This window comes from Chloroflexota bacterium (assembly GCA_013152435.1).
Taxonomy (GTDB): domain Bacteria; phylum Chloroflexota; class Anaerolineae; order DUEN01; family DUEN01; genus DUEN01.
In genome coordinates this window covers 15,920-32,966 of the sequence record JAADGJ010000035.1, presented here as the reverse complement: position 1 = coordinate 32,966, position 17,047 = coordinate 15,920, and the positions used below count along the sequence as shown (strand labels likewise).

8 protein-coding genes are annotated in these 17,047 nt (G+C 64.3%); 5 read left to right on the top strand and 3 right to left on the bottom strand.

Going from position 1 to position 17,047, the window contains the following annotated elements:
• The first annotated feature begins 189 nt into the window (after positions 1 to 189).
• The 5 genes from GXP39_04345 (at position 190) to GXP39_04325 (ending at position 13,196) form a co-directional block, all read left to right on the top strand.
• Positions 190 to 1,368, top strand: a complete 1,179-nt coding sequence (locus tag GXP39_04345; GenBank protein ID NOZ27271.1) for a radical SAM protein — start codon at positions 190 to 192, stop codon at positions 1,366 to 1,368.
• 86 nt (positions 1,369 to 1,454) lie between these two features.
• Positions 1,455 to 4,076, top strand: coding sequence for a hypothetical protein (locus GXP39_04340; protein NOZ27270.1), 2,622 nt, complete (start codon positions 1,455 to 1,457; stop codon positions 4,074 to 4,076).
• 231 nt (positions 4,077 to 4,307) lie between these two features.
• On the top strand, positions 4,308 to 5,927 hold the full coding sequence (locus tag GXP39_04335; protein ID NOZ27269.1) for a DNRLRE domain-containing protein: 1,620 nt from the start codon (positions 4,308 to 4,310) through the stop codon (positions 5,925 to 5,927).
• A 54-nt stretch (positions 5,928 to 5,981) separates the two neighbouring features.
• Positions 5,982 to 6,704 (top strand): sugar transferase, encoded by a 723-nt coding sequence (locus GXP39_04330; protein NOZ27268.1) that lies wholly within the window; start codon positions 5,982 to 5,984, stop codon positions 6,702 to 6,704.
• Between the two features lie 645 nt (positions 6,705 to 7,349).
• Entirely contained in the window at positions 7,350 to 13,196 is a 5,847-nt protein-coding gene (locus GXP39_04325; protein ID NOZ27267.1) for a DNRLRE domain-containing protein, read from the top strand.
• 163 nt (positions 13,197 to 13,359) lie between these two features.
• On the opposite strand, the gene GXP39_04320 is transcribed toward GXP39_04325, so the two are convergent.
• The 3 genes from GXP39_04320 to GXP39_04310 form a co-directional block, all read right to left on the bottom strand.
• On the bottom strand, positions 13,360 to 14,217 hold the full coding sequence (locus GXP39_04320; protein ID NOZ27266.1) for a dihydropteroate synthase: 858 nt from the start codon (positions 14,215 to 14,217) through the stop codon (positions 13,360 to 13,362).
• 30 nt (positions 14,218 to 14,247) lie between these two features.
• Positions 14,248 to 15,618 (bottom strand): M20/M25/M40 family metallo-hydrolase, encoded by a 1,371-nt coding sequence (locus tag GXP39_04315; GenBank protein NOZ27265.1) that lies wholly within the window; start codon positions 15,616 to 15,618, stop codon positions 14,248 to 14,250.
• 90 nt (positions 15,619 to 15,708) lie between these two features.
• Positions 15,709 to 16,992 (bottom strand): glucarate dehydratase, encoded by a 1,284-nt coding sequence (locus tag GXP39_04310; protein NOZ27264.1) that lies wholly within the window; start codon positions 16,990 to 16,992, stop codon positions 15,709 to 15,711.
• Positions 16,993 to 17,047: the final 55 nt, after the last annotated feature.

The window sequence follows — 17,047 nt, the reverse complement described above, 5'->3', positions numbered from 1 at the left end:
TGCCGCCCGGAGATCTCGGCGAGATTTCATCGATTCCGGTGGGTATCCTTTGGGTCGTCTCATGGATTCCTGCCTCATTGGGTGCACCGCAGTGATCCCCCGCCTTGTGTGAAAAAAGTGTCATCTTCGCAAGCGAGCTCGTTCATTTGAAGTTCATATACGTGTGCTAGTGTGCGTGAGGGGGAGAAGATGTCGTGGATGGGCGCTGTGGCGAAATTGGCGAGGGTGGATTGGGGGACCTGGTTGAGCGGTGTCTATGATTATAACGTGCGGTCCCATGTCAGGCCGTTGCCTCCCAAGATCCTTCAGGTGATCGTCAACTACCGGTGTAATGCCCGCTGTGCGATGTGCAACATCTGGCAGATGAAGCCGGAGCGTGAGTTGAGCCTGGAGGAATTCTCGCGCGTCATGGAGGATGACATCTTTCGCGGGATCGAGCGCCTGACGGTGGCGGGAGGGGAGACCAGCCTGCGCAAGGATCTGGTCCCGCTGGTGGGCATGTTCCTGGACCGGATGCCCCGGCTGAAGGCGCTTTCCACCGTGACCAACGGTTTTCTCCCCGAGCGCATCGTGGAGGACACCGAGCGAATATTGGAGATGTGCCAGGCTCGCAAGATCCGATTCAGCATCTCCGTCTCCCTGGAAGGGCTCGGCGACTTGCATGATCAGATCCGGGGCGTGCCCGGCGGGTTCTCCAGGGTTGAGCGGACCCTGGAGGGGCTGCGCGCGTTGCAAGAGCGGTACGAGTTCTGGCTGGGCGTGGGGTACACGGTGATGCACCAGAATCTGCGCCACGTTCGCCAGTTTCGGGCCTGGTGTGAGGAGAGGGGTATCCCGTACGGCTTCCAGATCGTTGGCTTCCATGATTCGTACGTGTCCAATCTGGATCGCCAGAACGAGGTCGACTTCCGGGAGGAGGATCGGCAGGAGCTGATCGCCTTCATGCGGGAGCTGGCGGCGCAGCGGTCGTTGCGGAACGTCACGGCGTTCTACTGGGATGACATGGTGCACATGTATCGGGACGGCCGGCCGCGCCAGACCCCCTGTCCGTTCTCCATGGACGGCCTGGTCCTGGATTCCTTCGGTGATGTGTACTACTGCCTTTCCTCTCGCAAGATCGGCAACGTGGTGGATGAGGGCCGTTCGGTCAGTGAGATCTATTATGCGCCGGAGAACCTGGCGTATCGGGACCGCATGAAGCAGCGTGCGTGCCCGAAGTGTAACAGCGCCTGTGGGGTGGAGGTGGCGCTGAAGAAGGATGCCAAGCGCTACGTGAAGTTTCTGCTGACCGGGCGGACGGGGCCGGAGACCGGGCCCGGCCCGGGTCAGCGTCTCGATGCCGAAAGTCCGGTATCCGTTTCCTCGTAATGACGCGCCCGTGGCCTTGACGCCTGGGCGATGCCGTGTATACGGCACATGAACTTTGTCTGGAAGATGGGAAAGGAGTATAGCGGATGCGCAAAATGCGATTGGGATGGGCGTTCACCTTCGTGATGGTGATATCCTTGCTGGCGTCGACGGCGAGCCTGGCATTGGATACACGCGTGCCGTCGACGGCTGCGGAGCCCACGCCTCAGGTGGGGCCGGAGGGAGTGCAGAAGATCCCGGCGGACATCAAGCCCGGCATCTACTACCTCAACTACGGCAGCACGGTGTTAGACCCGGCGCAGTACCCGGTGGATGGCAGCGTGCGATTCTTCCAGTGGTCCGAGCTGGAGATCGGCGATGGCGTGTACAACTGGGGCCTGTTGGACAGGTTCCTGGACAAGATGCATAACGCCGGCCTGGGCGCGGGGATCTTCATCAGCACCTACGATGGTAAGTGCTGCGGCGACATCCGGGCCATGCCCGATTACGCGATCCGGCTCGGCGATACCGTCATTGAGGCCGGTGATACGCTGAACTACTACGCGGGCGGCCAGAACGGCAACTTTGACCGGGGCGATAGAGGGTGGACGACGGAGGGGAACGCCGTCATCAATGATGAGAACCCTTACGGTGGCTCCGGCTACTCCGCTCGCCTGGGCGGCACCCCGAACACCACGGACAGGGTGTATCACTGGAACATTCGCCTGCCCGTGGAGGTGCCTATCGCCCGGCTGTCGTTCCGCTGGTACATGACGACGACGGAGACCTCCGGCGTGCATGATCAGCTCTCCGTGGAGATCCGCAACGGGGCCGGGAGCCTGCTGGGCACCGTGTACACGCTGGACAACACCGTCATCACCAATACCTGGTCCTCGCCGGTGACCGTGGACCTCGCCGCGTATCGCGGCAACACCATCCAGGTGCACTTCAAGCTGGTCAACGACGCGGCCAATCCCACCACGTTCTACATCGATGATGTCGGCCTGGAGGTCAGCCACCTGATCCCCAAGTATCACAGCGATGGGTACAAGAACGCCTACAAGCGCTTCATCCGAGCGATGGGCGCCCGCTACAAGAACGATCCCCGGGTGGCGATGGTGGCGATCGGGACCGGCGTCTGGGGCGAGAACCAGCCGGTGGAGAACCAGTACGATAGCGTCATTCAGGCCGCTGGCCTGACCGGCGACGTGTGGATCAATTTCGTCAAGGAGATCACCACGGAGTACGCGAAGGCCTTCTCCATCTCGCCCAACCCGCCGTATCAGCCGCTGAAGCCCGTGCTTTTGCAGTACGCTCCCAGCTACAAGACCATTCAGGAGAAGCAGATCACGACCGATTATGCCGCCTCGGTGGGCGCGGGCCTCTCCTTCAACGGTCTGACCGACGATGCCAACGGCACGGTGCGAGGGCAGCTCGCCTCGTACCCGGGGGCGGGCAAGTATGAGCCCATCATGAAGTGGAACCAGACTGTGCCCGTGGCCTGGGAGAGCTACGACTACATGCTGTGCGATCAGGCGCGGGCGCTGTGGGCCGTGTACAACGGCCTGGACAAGCACGCGGACTTCTACCGCCTGGAGCAGTCGGTGGTGACCGATCCGGAGTTCGCGGACATCCTGCAGTGGGCGCGGCAGTACATGGGGAAGACCCGGGAGAACACGCCCAGCGTGTGGGTCGCCCTGCGGGAGCACCGCTCGCCGTGGAAGCCGTGCTGGACCAGCCCGGAAAGCGGCCCCTACCCGCAGTTGGGCAACTACAGCTTCTGGCTGTACCAGCGGGACGATATCCCGGGCGGCCGGACGGTTCCGGAGACCAACGACTCCTCCGTGACGGGGCTGGGCGCGTGTGGCGGCTCCTACGCGACGGACATCTATGGCTCCAACTACCCCTGCTACTCCAATCCGTACAACCCAAACCTGGGGACCCCGGACACGCTGCCCGAGGCCTACGTGATCCGGCGCACCGATCAGGGGACCAACAACCCGTACATGTGGTTTGACGTGGATGACGGGTATCTGCGCGGCGGCCAAAGCCATGTGCAGATCACGGTGAAGTACGTGGACCTGGGTACGGACACCTTCAACATCACCTACGACTCGGTCACCGGCCCTAAGGAGACCGAGATCGTGACCAAGACCAACACCGGGCAGCTCAAGACGGTGGTCTTCGACCTGTCGGATGCGCGCTTTGACAATCAGTTGAAGCCCAGCGGCTGGAGCGGGGAAGGGATGGACTTCCGCATCAACAGCCGGGGCGATGGCGACGAGTGGATCCACTTTGTGGACGTGACCAACCTGGGCACGCAGCCCACGCCGACGCCCACGCCGACGCCGTCCACTGGCGACATCCACGTCCGGGCCTATGGCGATCTGAATGGGAACTGGAACTACGACGAGGGCGAGCCGCTGCTCAGCGGCGCCGTGCTGACGCTGAAGGACTCGGGCTCCTACTCGGAGACGCAGACCAGTGGGGCGGACGGCTGGGTGCGGTATACGACCCTGGATCCCGGCCAGTACACGCTGCAGGAGGACCAGCCTCCGGAGGGATGGACCTGGGTGGCGCCGATCATGCCGGTGCAGGTCTTCGCCGGCCAGGTGATGACCTACAGCTTCCCGCACCAGGAGGCGACGCCGACGCCCACGCCCACGATCACCCCGACGCCGACGCCTGAGGCGAGCCATCTGTATCTGCCGATGCTGCTCCGGTGGTGATGCCGGTTGAGGACCTTTCGTGATCGTACGTCTCGCGACGGATATGGCTCGGGCAATGGGGAAACCGTTCGAGACCTGGACGACGCAGCCGCAGGCTGAGCTCTCCCGCTTGGCCTGCGGTTGCATGGGGGTTTTGCGACGGCGTCGCCTCACTGTGCCGTCGCAAAACCCCGTTTCTCTGGCTCCGTGCGGAGTGTCCCTTGCCGTGTCCGTCGCTGGAAGCCTGGCGTTATGAGACGAACCGTCCTCATCCTGGTCGTGGGCCTGTCCTGTGCGCTGGCGGTGGCCTGGTTCGTCCCGCCCAGGCAGCCGGCGATGGCTTCCCTGGTGGGGCTTTCCGGAACCGGCCAGCTTACCGGTGTGGCCTGGGTGGATGTGGACGGGGCGGGGGATCTGGACCCGGATGAGCCGCGGGTGGCGTGGGTCCAGATGATCTTGACGGGGGCGAACGACTTTCGCCAGGAGCAGTATACGGATCAGGAGGGCGCGTATCGGTTCACGGGGCTCGATGGCGGATATCTGCTGGATGCGATCCCCCCCGGCGGCTATGAGCTGTTCGATCCCGGCTCATGGCCCCGGTTCGTGCAGGTGCAGGACGGGCAGACGTTCACGGTGAACGTGCGGCTGCGGCAGGTGGGCACGCCCGCTCCCACGCCCACGTCCACGCCGACCCCCACCGTGACCCCGACCGTCACGCCGACCCCGTACTGGGATGTAGGGATTATTGAGCCTGCCTACTGTCAGGGCGTATACTTGGGGAGCACGGAGGGAGGGGCTCAGCGGGCTGACACGTACAGCTGCGTCCCCTACTGGCCGGAGACCGGCCCGGAGCGGGTCTACGTCCTGCATTCGGCGGCCAGCCAGTGGGTGACCGTCACGCTGAACTACGATCCGGGATCGGCCGACCTGGATGTGTTCCTGCTCTCGGCGCCGGATCCGGGTCGTTGTGAGGCATATGGAGATTGGGGGACGCAGATCTCGTGGGGCCCCGAGGATCTGTACATCGTCGTGGATGGTTATGGAGGGTCGGCGGGCTCCTATGAACTCTCCGTGGCCTGCCAGGGTGGTCCCTTTGCCACTGCGACACCGACCCCAACCTCGACGTCAACGCCGACGATCACCCCGACGCCCACGCCCACACCGACGGCCACACCGACACCTACGCCGATCCGCCACCTGGCTTATCTGCCGGCCTGGCTGCGGGCGTATCCCCCGCCGACGCCTACACCGACGCCGACGCCCATCACCACCCGTGTTATTTTGCAGAGCGGGCAATCCGGTTATAATGGGACGACTGATACCTTTTTGAACGCCTGGGACCCGAACACCAACTACGGGAACGAGCCCTGGCTTTCGGTCCGGTATGATCGTCCTCCGGGTCCGACGGACATCATGTCCTCTCTGATCCGGTTCGACCTAGGGGTGTTGCCCGCGAAGGCTCACATTGCGGGCGCCTGGCTGAAGTTGTACGCCCAGGATCGCAGCAATGACAACGAGATCCGGATAGCGGCCTATCAGGTCCTGCGTGCCTGGAAAGAGGGACAGGCCAACTGGTACTATGCCAGCAAGGACAATCCATGGGCCCAGCCGGGCTGTAATGACTCGATGACGGACTGTTCCGCGTTGCCTTTGGACACCGTTACCGTCAATGCTTTAGGGGGATGGTATCGTTGGAACATCACGTTGGCGGCTCAGGATTGGGTCGCTGACCCTGGCACGAACCAGGGTGTGATCCTGAAAGGGCTTGCGGGCCTGGACGAGGCCAACGTCCAGTATGATTTCGCCAGTTCGGAGACGGGGAACATCAACCGTCGGCCGCAGTTGATTATCGATTATTGGGTGGCGCCGTGAGGTGATTCCCGGGGCCAGATGCTCACACATCGTACTACGGCTGGAGGAGGATGCATGTTGCAAGGGCAGAGACAGGCGACTCCATGGCGGCAGACGACACCTGCGTCTTCCACGGATCGCCCACGGGGCGGCCTATGGGCTTCCGGGCGTGGCTATGAGCTGACCAAGCGATTGCTGGATATCGTCTTGGCCACCGCGCTCCTCGTGATCCTCTCGCCGCTCATGCTCATCATCGCCATCGCGATCAAGTTGGACTCTCCTGGCCCCGTGATCTACGTGCAGCGGCGCCTGGGGAAGAATGGCCGGGTCTTCCGCTTCTATAAATTCCGCTCCATGACCGCCGATACGGATCACACCGTGGCGCATCGTGAGTTCGTGCGCACCTACATCAACGGCAATGGAACGGGCGATCATCACCACCTCTACAAGCCGGCCAGCAATGGGCGTTGCATCACCCGCGTGGGGAAGATCTTGCGACGCACCAGCCTGGACGAACTGCCCCAGCTTGTGAACGTGTTGAAGGGGGATATGAGCCTGGTGGGGCCGCGAGCGCTCCCGGACTATGAGCTGGAGCAGTATAACGACTGGCATCGTCGGCGGCTGGAGGTGTTGCCCGGGATCACCGGGCTGGCCCAGATCAATGGGCGCAGCCGTCTGACGTTCAACGAGATCGTGGCCCTGGACATCCAGTATATTGAAAACCGCTCGCTGGCGCTGGACCTGTGGATCTTGCTCAAGACCATTCCCGTGGTGCTCTCGGGTAAGGACGCTGGTTAGCGCACTGGAGGGCCGGGGAGAGTCCCGGCCTTTTTGACAGACGCCTCGGCCGTGGGCCTCTGATGGGTGGGGTCATGGGCACCCGGCAGGGCGCTTCGGACGGGACGTGCTTTTCCTGCGGCGTTGGAAGGCTTCCATCATCCTCTATGTGGTTGATCTGGCTCACGCCAGCAGACGGCATCCCCCACATCGCCGATGGGACCGGGCGCGGGCGATGGGTGGGGATCTGGCCTGCTGGTCGTGGGATTTGCCCCGGACCGGACGCATTCACCGCTTGAAGATCTCCAATGTCCCATCTGGTATCATCCTGAGGTGCTTCTTGGGGCGTATCCTTTCCAGCTCTCGCTACGTTGTGTATGAGGAGCGCCTGAAATCCGCCGGGTTTCGTAGTTTAATGGACTATTGGGCCTATTGATTCCGGAGTCCCTTTTCTCTTAGAATGGAAGTGAGAATAAATTGGTAGAGCGCCCGGTTGTGTCTGGACAGCCGGGCGCATTGGCACGATTCACGAGAGATTGCCCACGTGAAATCCAAAACGTGAGCGAGGGAGCAACTATGCAGAAAATGAACCCGCTTGTCCGCCTGTCCACCTGGTTTGTCTGCTTGGTCCTCATAGCGGTCGGCTTCTTTGCGAGCTCGACCTCTATGGTGGGTACAAATCGGGCTGAGGCGGCTCCAGGCGCGGTCCAGGAACCGGCGCGACAGGAAGCTTTAAGCGAGCCGGCAGCGCGGCCTGGCGTGCGTCGCCCGGGAATTTATGTCTTTTGGGATTACGTGAACCTGGATCCTCAGAAGTACCCCATCGTCGGCAGCCATCAGGACTTCAGCTGGACGCGTTTAGAGCCGACGGAGGGGAATTATCGCTGGGATGTGGTGGATCGTTGGGTCGACGATCATATCGCCTATGGCAAATACGTGGGGATCGCCTTTGATACCTATGGGGGAATCGATTCCAAGGAGAGCTACGCGACGCCGGACTGGCTCTTCGCCAAGTACCCGCACTTGAAGGTGAACTGCGACGGGTACATCATCCCCCGTTACTGGCATCCGGACTTCCTGGCCGAGTACGAGAAGTTCGTGTCGGCGGTCGGCGCGCGGTACGATGGCGACCCGCGCATCGAGTGGGTGCAGGTGGCGGCCGGCCTTTATGGGGAGACCCAGCCGGCGGAGAATCAGTTCGATTCCTGCCTGGAGGCGGCCGGCCTGACCAGCGATCTGTGGGTGGAGACGGTCAACCGCATCGTGGACATGTACGTGAACGCGTTCCCGCGCACGACCCTCTTCCTCCAGTATGCCCCGACCTTCATTCGCCAGTCGGAGCGCCGTCGGTTCACCGACTATGCGGCGTCCCGGGGCGTTGGCCTCAAGCACAACGGCCTCCGGCCCGACGGCGGCGATGGGATGATCATCGACAATCCCGATTACTCGCTGTTCGGGGCGGGGCAGTACGATCCCATGTTCAAGTGGTGGGAGAAGGTGCCCATCGCCTGGGAGAGCTACGACAACCTGATGACCGGCGTGGAGGGCACCCTGTGGGGCGTCTACAGCGGCCTGAACAAGCACGCTGATTACTTCGTCTTCTCCCTTGATGTGGTGACGGACCCCGATCGATTCGAGATCCTGGAGTTCGCCAACGAGCATCTGGGGCGCACCCTGGAGGATACGCCCAGCGTGTGGGTGGCGCTCCGGGAGACGGAAGGGTCCTGGTATCCTCAATACGGCAATTACGATTTCTGGCTGTATCAGAACGACGACGCGCCGGGCGGGAAGACGGTGCCGCTCTGGCGCGTGGGCTCGGCTCCCGAGGGCCGATATACGCGTCGTACCGATGAGGCCACGGATAACCCGTACATGTACTTTGATGTGGACAACGGGTATATCTACGGCGGCACGAATCGGGTCACCATCAACGTCATTTACTACGACCAGGGCACGGACACGTGGGAGCTCCAGTACGACGCGGTGGGCACGGACAACTTCAAGAGCGCCGGCATCGTGCGCAAGACGAATACCCGGACCTGGAAGAAGGTGAGCTTCGAGCTGGATGATGCGGAGTTCGCCGATGGTCAGCCCGGCGGCGGGAAGTACGCGGGCAGCGACTTCCGCATCTGGAGCCGGGACGATGGCGATGAGATCATCCACTTCGTCCAGGTGATCCGGAAGCCGGGCATGCCCGTCACGGTGAGCCTCCAGGAGGGGGTGGACGGCTACCAGGGCACGGCCGATACGTTCCTGAGCGCGTGGCAGCCCACGAGCAACTTCGGCAAGGAGGCTCGCATCGCGGTGCGCTCTCAGGGCGTGATGAATGGGCTACTGCAGTTCGACCTGTCCAGCATCCCCGCCCGCGCGCCCGTCACCGGCGCGACGCTTCACCTCTATCGCTTCAATCGTACCAACGGCAATCCCATGGATCTGGAGGTGTACGGGGTGAGGCGGTCGTGGCAAGAGTCCCAGGCGACCTGGCAGATCGCACAGTCGGGATCGGCCTGGGGCGCGCCCGGCGCGGAGCAGCCGCAGGTGGACCGCGATGCCACGCCTGTGGCCAGCGTTCCGCTGCCGGACGCCAACGGATGGGTGACGGTGGATGTGACGTCGCTGGTGCGTGACTGGGCGGTCAACCCGCTTGCCAATTACGGTCTGCTGCTGAAGGGGCAGAGCGAGGCCAAGGTGGAGTACAGCTTCTACTCCTCCGACGCCATAGACCCGAGTCTGCGCCCTCGCCTGGTGGTCACGTACACGGTGGGTGGCTCGACGGAGCCCACCCCGACACCCACGCTCGTGCCGACCTCGACGCCGGTCCCGCCGGGGCAGCCGACGTCTACCCCGACGCCCACCAGCCAGCTGTCCTCCATCGTCCTGCAGGAGGGGGTGGGCAGCTACAACGGCACGTCGGATACGTGGCTGAGCTCCTGGTCTCCGGGAAGCAACTACGGCCGCGATGTGGAGCTTCGGGTGCGCTCCCGGGACCAGATGCACGCGCTGTTGCGCTTTGACCTGGAGGGGCGTCTGCCCGCGGGTGCCGTGGTCACGAAGGCGTGGCTGGACGTGTACCCCATCGCCCGCTCGAACTCCAATACGCAGACGTTAGAGGCGTACGAGGTCTTGCGCAGCTGGAACGATGTGCAGGCCACGTGGCAGCAGGCGGTCATCGGCGGGCTGTGGTCGCAGCCGGGCGCGAATGGCGTGAACGTCGATCGGGCGGCCGATCCGGTGGACAGCGTCAACGTCAGCCGCCTGAACAGCTGGGTGAGTCTGGACGTGACCAGCCTGGTGGCCAAGTGGCTGGCCAACCCGTCCAGCAACCATGGCATCCTGCTGAAGGGGCCCAGCTACGCGAACGTGCGGTACACGTACGCCAGCTCGGAGGCGGAGAATGTGTCCATCCGGCCGCGGCTGCGCGTGACCTACTACGTGGAAGGAGGGCCTGGCCCCACGCCTACGTCGGCGCCGCCTACGGCTACGCCGACCCCGACCGTCTCGGCGCCTACGGCCACACCATCGCCTGGCGGTAGTGGCGGCTGGGAGCTCTCGTTCACGGTGCCCAAGGCGCCGCCCTCTCTCAAGGTGTGGTGGATCGACTTCCCCAGCCGGAATGTCGGCTATGCCGTGGGTGGGCCGGAGTGGACGGAGAGCAGCGGCACGGCCTTCATCTACAAGACCACGGATGGCGGGCGTACCTGGACGGAGGTCGAGCATCCGGCCACGGCGAATCGGGCCTTCCTGTCGTCCGTGGACTGCAAGGATGAGAACACGTGCTGGGTGGTCGGCCGGTTTGCGACCATCATGCGGACCACCAACGGCGGGGCGAGCTGGCAGAAGTCGCCGCGGCCGACGGATCGGTACGGCAACCCGTACGGCGGGTTCCTGTACTCCGTCCGCTGGACCGGCACGGGGAATACCGTCCTGGTGGGCACGACGCTGAACTTCATCCTGCGCTCCACCGACGGGTACAACTTCGGCCCCGTCCCCGTCACGAACAACTTCGTGGTGCGGGACATCGAGTGCCCGACCACCAGCGTCTGCTTTGCCGCTGCCAAGGGACGGCTGTACTACTCCTGGGACGGCGGTGCTCACTGGGGGATGAAGGCCTGGTACACGGACCAGCAGTTGCTCGCCCTGGATCCCAAGGCTGACGTCCGGTATGCGTACGGGATCAGCTTTGTGGACAAGGACACTGGGTGGATCGTGGCCACTTTGGAGGATCCCGGGCCCAACGATTCGCCCGGCATCATCCTCAAGATCAGCAACGCGACGAGCAGCTCGCCGAAGTTCGAGCTCCAGGCGAAGGTCCCCGTGGCCCTAGAGCGCGTGCAGATGGTGAACGACCGGCTGGGATACGCCATCGGCTGGGAGGGGCACATCTATCGCACGACGGATGGCCAGACCTGGCAGCGGATGGACGGCCCGCCGACGACGGCGAACCTGATGTCGCTGTACGTGTTCGGCGAGGATGACCTGTGGGTCGGCGATGACCAGGGGCACATCTGGCATTACGGTGGTGGCAGTGGCCAGCCTCTGCCTACTTCCACGCCGGTTCCGACGGCGACGTGGACGTCGACGCCTGTGCCTCCGCCTGGGGGTGCGACGGTGACGCCGACGCCGACGGTGCCGGTGGGTGGCACGCCGGTGGAGGTGGAGTTGGTAGCGGGTGCGGACACGTATTTGAATGCGTGGTCTGCGGGGACGAATTATGGTGGGCGGACGACGTTCCGTGTGCGTTCGCAGGATGTGATGCATGGGTTGGTGTGGTTTGATGTGAGCAAGATTCCGTCGGGGGTGGTGATCCAGGAGGCGGAGTTAAGGTTATTCCAGAACAGTCGGTCGAATGGGAATGCGTTGCGGTTGGAAGTGTATGGGATGCGGCGAGGTTGGGAGGAGAAGCAGGCGAATTGGGATTGGGCGCGAGTTGGAGAGAGGTGGGGAGTAGCTGGGGCGGTAGGAGGGACGGATCGGGATAGTGAGCCTGTGGCGATGGTGGATTTGAATCAGGATCAGGGGTATGTGCGGTTGGATGTGAGGGCGTTGGTGCAGGCGTGGGTGAATGGGGAGCGAGCGAATGAGGGGATGCAGTTGCGAGGGGTGAGTAGTGGGAAGGTGGAGTATTCGTTTGCGTCGCGGGAGAATTCGGCGATGGCGTATTGGCCGCGGTTGCGGGTGAAGTACACGACGGCGCCGCCGCCGACGCCTACGCCTACGTACACGCCGACGCCGACGGCCACGTTGCCCTCTACACCCACGCCGGTTCCGACGGCGACGCCGACCAACTCGCTGCCGGATCAGCGGCGTCAGATCGAAAGCCATTACACGGCCAATCCGCCGGTCATCGATGGCGACCTGAGCGATTGGGGTGGCGAGCCCACGCTGGTGTTGGACGTGAACACGGCCCGTTACGTGAACCCGCGCTCCTCGCCTGCCCCGAGCGACGTCAGCCTGACGCTGCGCAGCCGCTGGGACCAGAACTATCTCTACCTTGCCATCCAGGTCGTGGATGACATCATCGTGGCGGACAGCACCGATATCTGGCGCGATGACGGCGTCGAGCTGGGCTTCGATGGCAGCAACGACGATGCGGGCGGCAGCGCGGACGATCACCAGTTCACCTTCGCCGTGGACGGCCGGGTGACCGACTTCGGCGTCAACCCGGTGCCGGACCTGATCTCCAACGTCCAGACCACGGCTGACGGGTACATCATCGAGATCGCCGTGCCGAAGAAGTTGTTGGGTGGCGGCAACTTCTACACCGGCCAGGTGCTCGGGTTCACCGTCGGGTTGCACGATGACGATGATGGCGGCGACTGGGATAGCTACCTCATCTGGGAGGGAACCAGCACCATCAGCCGCCAGAACGAGTTCGGGGACCTGGCTCTGGTGGGCGCCATCGCCACGCCAACGCCTACCCCGTCGCCCACACCCACTCCGACGCCGTTGACGATCGTGGTGCAGCATGGGGTGTCCGGAAACGTGAACGCCCAGGACACGTTCATCAACGCCTGGTCGCCTGGGAGCAACTACGGCTCCAGCACGGGCCTGAAGGTGCGCTCGAGGAACGTGATGGGTGCGCTGCTGTTCTTCGATCTGGACGGGGTGGTGCCGGATGGCGCCCGGGTCATTCGGGCGACGCTGGACCTGTACCAGTACGCCCGGTCCAACAGCAACCCGCTGACGCTGGAGGCCTATGGGGTCAAGCGGCCCTGGAGCGCGGCCCAGGCCACCTGGGAATACGCGCAGGCGGGCCAGCGTTGGGGACAGCCCGGCGCCAATGATGTGAACACCGATCGGGATGCGGAGCCGACGGATTCCACCCTGCTGGAGCGCGCATCCGGATGGGCTTCGCTGGACGTGACGGCGATCGTCCAGCGGTGGGTGGACGGCGCCAACTACGGGGTGCTCCTCAAGGGGCAGAGCCCGGGGGCGGTGGAGTACCGGTTCTACTCCTCGGAGTGGTGGCAGCCGGAGATGCGCCCACGGCTGACGATCCAGTACGTGCCGTAACGGGCTGATCGCATCGGAACGCCAACGGCCGGCTCTCTGACACGAGAGCCGGCCGTTTTTCGTTTTCCGAATCGAGCCCCATCGCCTACCTGCTTAATGAGGGCTTGGGCGGTGGCCTCCGGCCCCGCAGGGCGGATGGAAGCTGGGAGAGCTGCCGGAGGCGCTAGGATTTCTCGGCCTGCTCGGCCCGGAAGGCGGTGATCCAGTTCATGGCGAACTCATCGCGGCCCATGAACAGGTCGGCCGCCCGGATCGTCTTACGGATCTCGGCCACGTTGGGATTGGTGATGGCACAGGTGAGCCCCACGGCGATGGCCATGGCCAGGAAGGTAGCGTTCAGCGCCTTGCGATCCGGCAGCCCGAAGGAGATGTTGCTCGCTCCGATGGTGGTGTTGTTGCCCAACTCCTGACGGACCAGGCGGATCGTCTCCAGGGTGGCCGGGCCGGCACGGTGATCGGCGCTGACGGCCATCGCCTGGCAGTCGATGATCACGTCCTCCGGCGGGATGCCATAATCCTGGGCCCGCTCCAGGATCTTGCGGGCGACGGCCAGGCGCTCCTGCGGGTCGAGGTGGATGCCGCCCTCGTCGTTGGGCATGGCGATCACCGCCGCGTTGTACTTTTTCACCAGCGGGAGCACCCGCTCCATGGACGACTCCTCACCGGTGACGGAGTTGATCAAAGGCTTGCCCGTGTAGAGCTCCAGGGCGGCCTCCAGCGCGGCGGGGTTGGCGGAATCGAAGCAGAGGGGCAGGTCGGTGACCGCCATCACCTCCTTCACGACCTGGGTGAGCAGGGCGACCTCGTCAGCCCCCGGCACACCCGCGTTCACATCCAAAATATGGGCTCCGGACTCCGTCTGCGAGATGGCGTCCCGACGCACGCGGCTGAGATCACCGGCCTGCATTTCGGCCAGCAGCTGCCTGCGGCCGGTGGGATTGATGCGCTCACCGATGATGACGAACGGATCGTCCGGGCTGATCGTCACCGTGCGGGTTGCGGAAGAGATCGTTGTACGCATGGCAAAGTCCCCCCTCTTCGTGCGGGTATGTTATGCGTCGGGCATCTCGGCCACGGCCGCGAGGAACCGCCCGGCGGCCTTGATGCCGTCGATGAAGTGCTGGATATAGATGTTCTCGTTGGGCGCGTGCACCTGGCTGGCCGCGTGGCCGACGCCAAAGGACACGGCCGGGATGCCAAAGGCCTGGCAGAGTGGATACATAGGCCCGCTGCCGGCCATGAAGGGGAAGATGATCGGCTCGGCCTGGGCGACCTCCTGTACGACGGCCTTGGCCGCGGCCACGATCGGCGCGTCCGGCGGTGTGCGCGCGGGCATCTCGCCCACCTCCATGCGCACCACCTCCACATCGTCGAAGCCGCGCCGCTGCAGATGGGCGCATAGCAGATCATAGGCCAGATCAGGCGTCAGATCGGGGATCAGCCGCATATCCAGCTTGGCTGCCGCCTCCTTGGGGATCACGGTCTTAGAGCCCTGTCCGGTATATCCGCCCCAGATGCCGTTGATGCTGCACGAGGGGCGGAACAGCAGCTGGCGCAGCGCTTCCTGTCCGGTGACCCCGCCCAGGAAGGACTTCATGCCCAGGCGCTGGCGGATCAGCTCATCCGGGTAGGGGATCCGGGCCAACAGCTCCAGATCGGCCTGGGTGGGCGGCCGCACGTGGTCCATGAAGCCGTCGATGGTGATCTCGCCGTCGGGCGTGCGCAGGGTGCTGAGGGCCTCCACCAGCCGCCAGGCCGCGTTGGGATAGAGGCTTCCGTTGCCGGAGTGCGCGTCGATCCGGGCCGTACGCGCGTGCAGCTCCACGGCCAGGATGCCGCGCAGCCCCAGGCTGATGACCGGGCGGCCGCTCTCATCCCGGTAGCCGGCCTCCCACAGACAGCCGTTCATGTCCCGGAACAGCTCCGGATGGGCATGGGCGAACGCCTCCACGTGCTTGCTGCCGATCTCCTCCTCGCCCTCGACGACGAATTGCACGCGCACGGGCAGCGGTCCGATCACCTGCTGGTACGCCTCGACGGCGCACATCCGGGCGACGAGATTCCCCTTGTTGTCGGCCACACCCCGGGCGTAGATCCGGCCATCGCGCTCCGTGGGCTCAAACGGCGGCGACTCCCACTCCTCCAGCGGCTCGGGAGGTTGCACGTCGTAATGGTTGTAGATCATGAGCCCGCGATCGCCCTGGCCTCCCTGCGCCACCACGAACGGCGCGCTGTCGTCCACGGTGATCTGGCGGGGCTCCAGCCCGATCTCTCGGGCCATGTCGCAGACCCAATCGGCGGCCTCCTGCAGCCCTTTGCCCTGGGCGGCGATGCTGGGGATGCGCAAAATGCCCTTGAGCCGCTCCAGGTACAGGTCCGCATGTGATTCGACATAACGATCGAAAGCGGCGAAATCGGTCATGGCTCCTCCTGGTTACGAGGATAGGATTTGGCAGGCGACGCAATGCCGGCTATGAGATGCCCAACTGGGCGTTGAACCGGCGCTCACGGCTCACCAGCGTGGGCGTAGTGGCAGGTAGCCCGGATCACGACGGCGCATGGCGGCCGTGTCGTCCCTTGCCCGCTCCCGGCTCTTGATGTAACGCTCGTGGAAGCGGGCCAGCCTGTCCGGATCCGGGCGCACGCCCAGCCCGGGAGCGGTGGGCACGGGCAGCGTCCCATCCTGGAATCGGAACATGTCGCCGGCGATGATGTCCTCCTGCAGCCAATTGTAATGGGTGTCGCAGGCGGTGATCAAGTTCGGCGTGATGGCCGCTGCGTGCAGCATGGCGGCCATGGACAGGCCCAGATGAGAGTTGGAGTGCATGCTCATTCCCAGGCCAAAGGTGGCGCAGATGTGCCCCAGCCGCTGGAATGCGGTGAGGCCGCCCCAGCTGTGGTGATCGCCTAGGATCACGTTGACGGCTCCGGCGCGCACCGCCTGCGGGATGTCCTCGAATCGGGTCACGCACATGTTGGTGGCCAGCGGGATCGAGGTGCGCCGGGCGACCTCAGCCATGCCGCTGATGCCCCACGTGGGATCCTCCAGATATTCCAGGTCGTAGGGCTCCAGCTGCCGGGCCATGCGGATGGAGGTCTCCACCGACCAGATGGCGTTGGGGTCGATGCGAAGCTGATAGTCGGGCCCGAAGCGCTCCCTCAGCAGGCGAATGGTCTCCGCCTCCTCTCGTGGGGGCAGTACGCCCCCCTTGAGCTTGAGTGTGCGGAATCCGTGCTGCTGGACGAACATCTCCGCCTCTCGCACCATCGCCTCCGGGGTGCCCACCTCGCCCCAGGGATCGTCCCCCTCGTATTTGTAGAACAGGTAGGCGGCGAAGGGGACGCGGTCCCGCACGGCGCCGCCCAGCAGGTCGGAGATGGGCTTGCCCACGGCCTGGCCGATGATGTCCAGGCAGGCGATCTCCACCGCCTGATAGATGCGCGGGGAGGGGACCAGGTAGCGGATACGATTCAGGTGGTATGGATCCGCGCCGATGAGGGCGCGTTGGGCGGCTCTGAACGGGCCCTGTCCTGGGTCGTGTTCCGGGGAGAGGATGGAACTTGCGCTGGCGCCGTACGCCTCGGCGACCCCGGTGATCCCCTCGTCGGTGGTGATCTCAATGATGGTGCGGAAGGCAAGAGGCGCGTGCACACCCCACGCGTTGCGTAGGGGCGGATCGGGGAAGGCGACGGGTGTCGCCTTTAGATCGGTGATGTGCAAGGGGCCCTCCTGAGTTTGGGTGGGTTGGAACGTCGCTTTCCGATGGGATCGGGCGCTGGGCGGGCAGTTTTGCATGAGAGGGCGCGAGCCCGCACCACGATCCGCAGGTAGCGCGGTCATTATACCCGGA

Bases quoted from the DNA above. Each gene is read 5' to 3' on its own strand.
- GXP39_04345 (NOZ27271.1), top strand. From the start codon at position 190: ATGTCGTGGATGGGCGCTGTGGCGAAATTGGCGAGGGTGGATTGGGGG.
- GXP39_04340 (NOZ27270.1), top strand. From the start codon at position 1,455: ATGCGCAAAATGCGATTGGGATGGGCGTTCACCTTCGTGATGGTGATA.
- GXP39_04335 (NOZ27269.1), top strand. From the start codon at position 4,308: ATGAGACGAACCGTCCTCATCCTGGTCGTGGGCCTGTCCTGTGCGCTG.
- GXP39_04330 (NOZ27268.1), top strand. From the start codon at position 5,982: ATGTTGCAAGGGCAGAGACAGGCGACTCCATGGCGGCAGACGACACCT.
- GXP39_04325 (NOZ27267.1), top strand. From the start codon at position 7,350: ATGGTGGGTACAAATCGGGCTGAGGCGGCTCCAGGCGCGGTCCAGGAA.
- GXP39_04320 (NOZ27266.1), bottom strand. From the start codon at position 14,217: ATGCGTACAACGATCTCTTCCGCAACCCGCACGGTGACGATCAGCCCG.
- GXP39_04315 (NOZ27265.1), bottom strand. From the start codon at position 15,618: ATGACCGATTTCGCCGCTTTCGATCGTTATGTCGAATCACATGCGGAC.
- GXP39_04310 (NOZ27264.1), bottom strand. From the start codon at position 16,992: ATGCAAAACTGCCCGCCCAGCGCCCGATCCCATCGGAAAGCGACGTTC.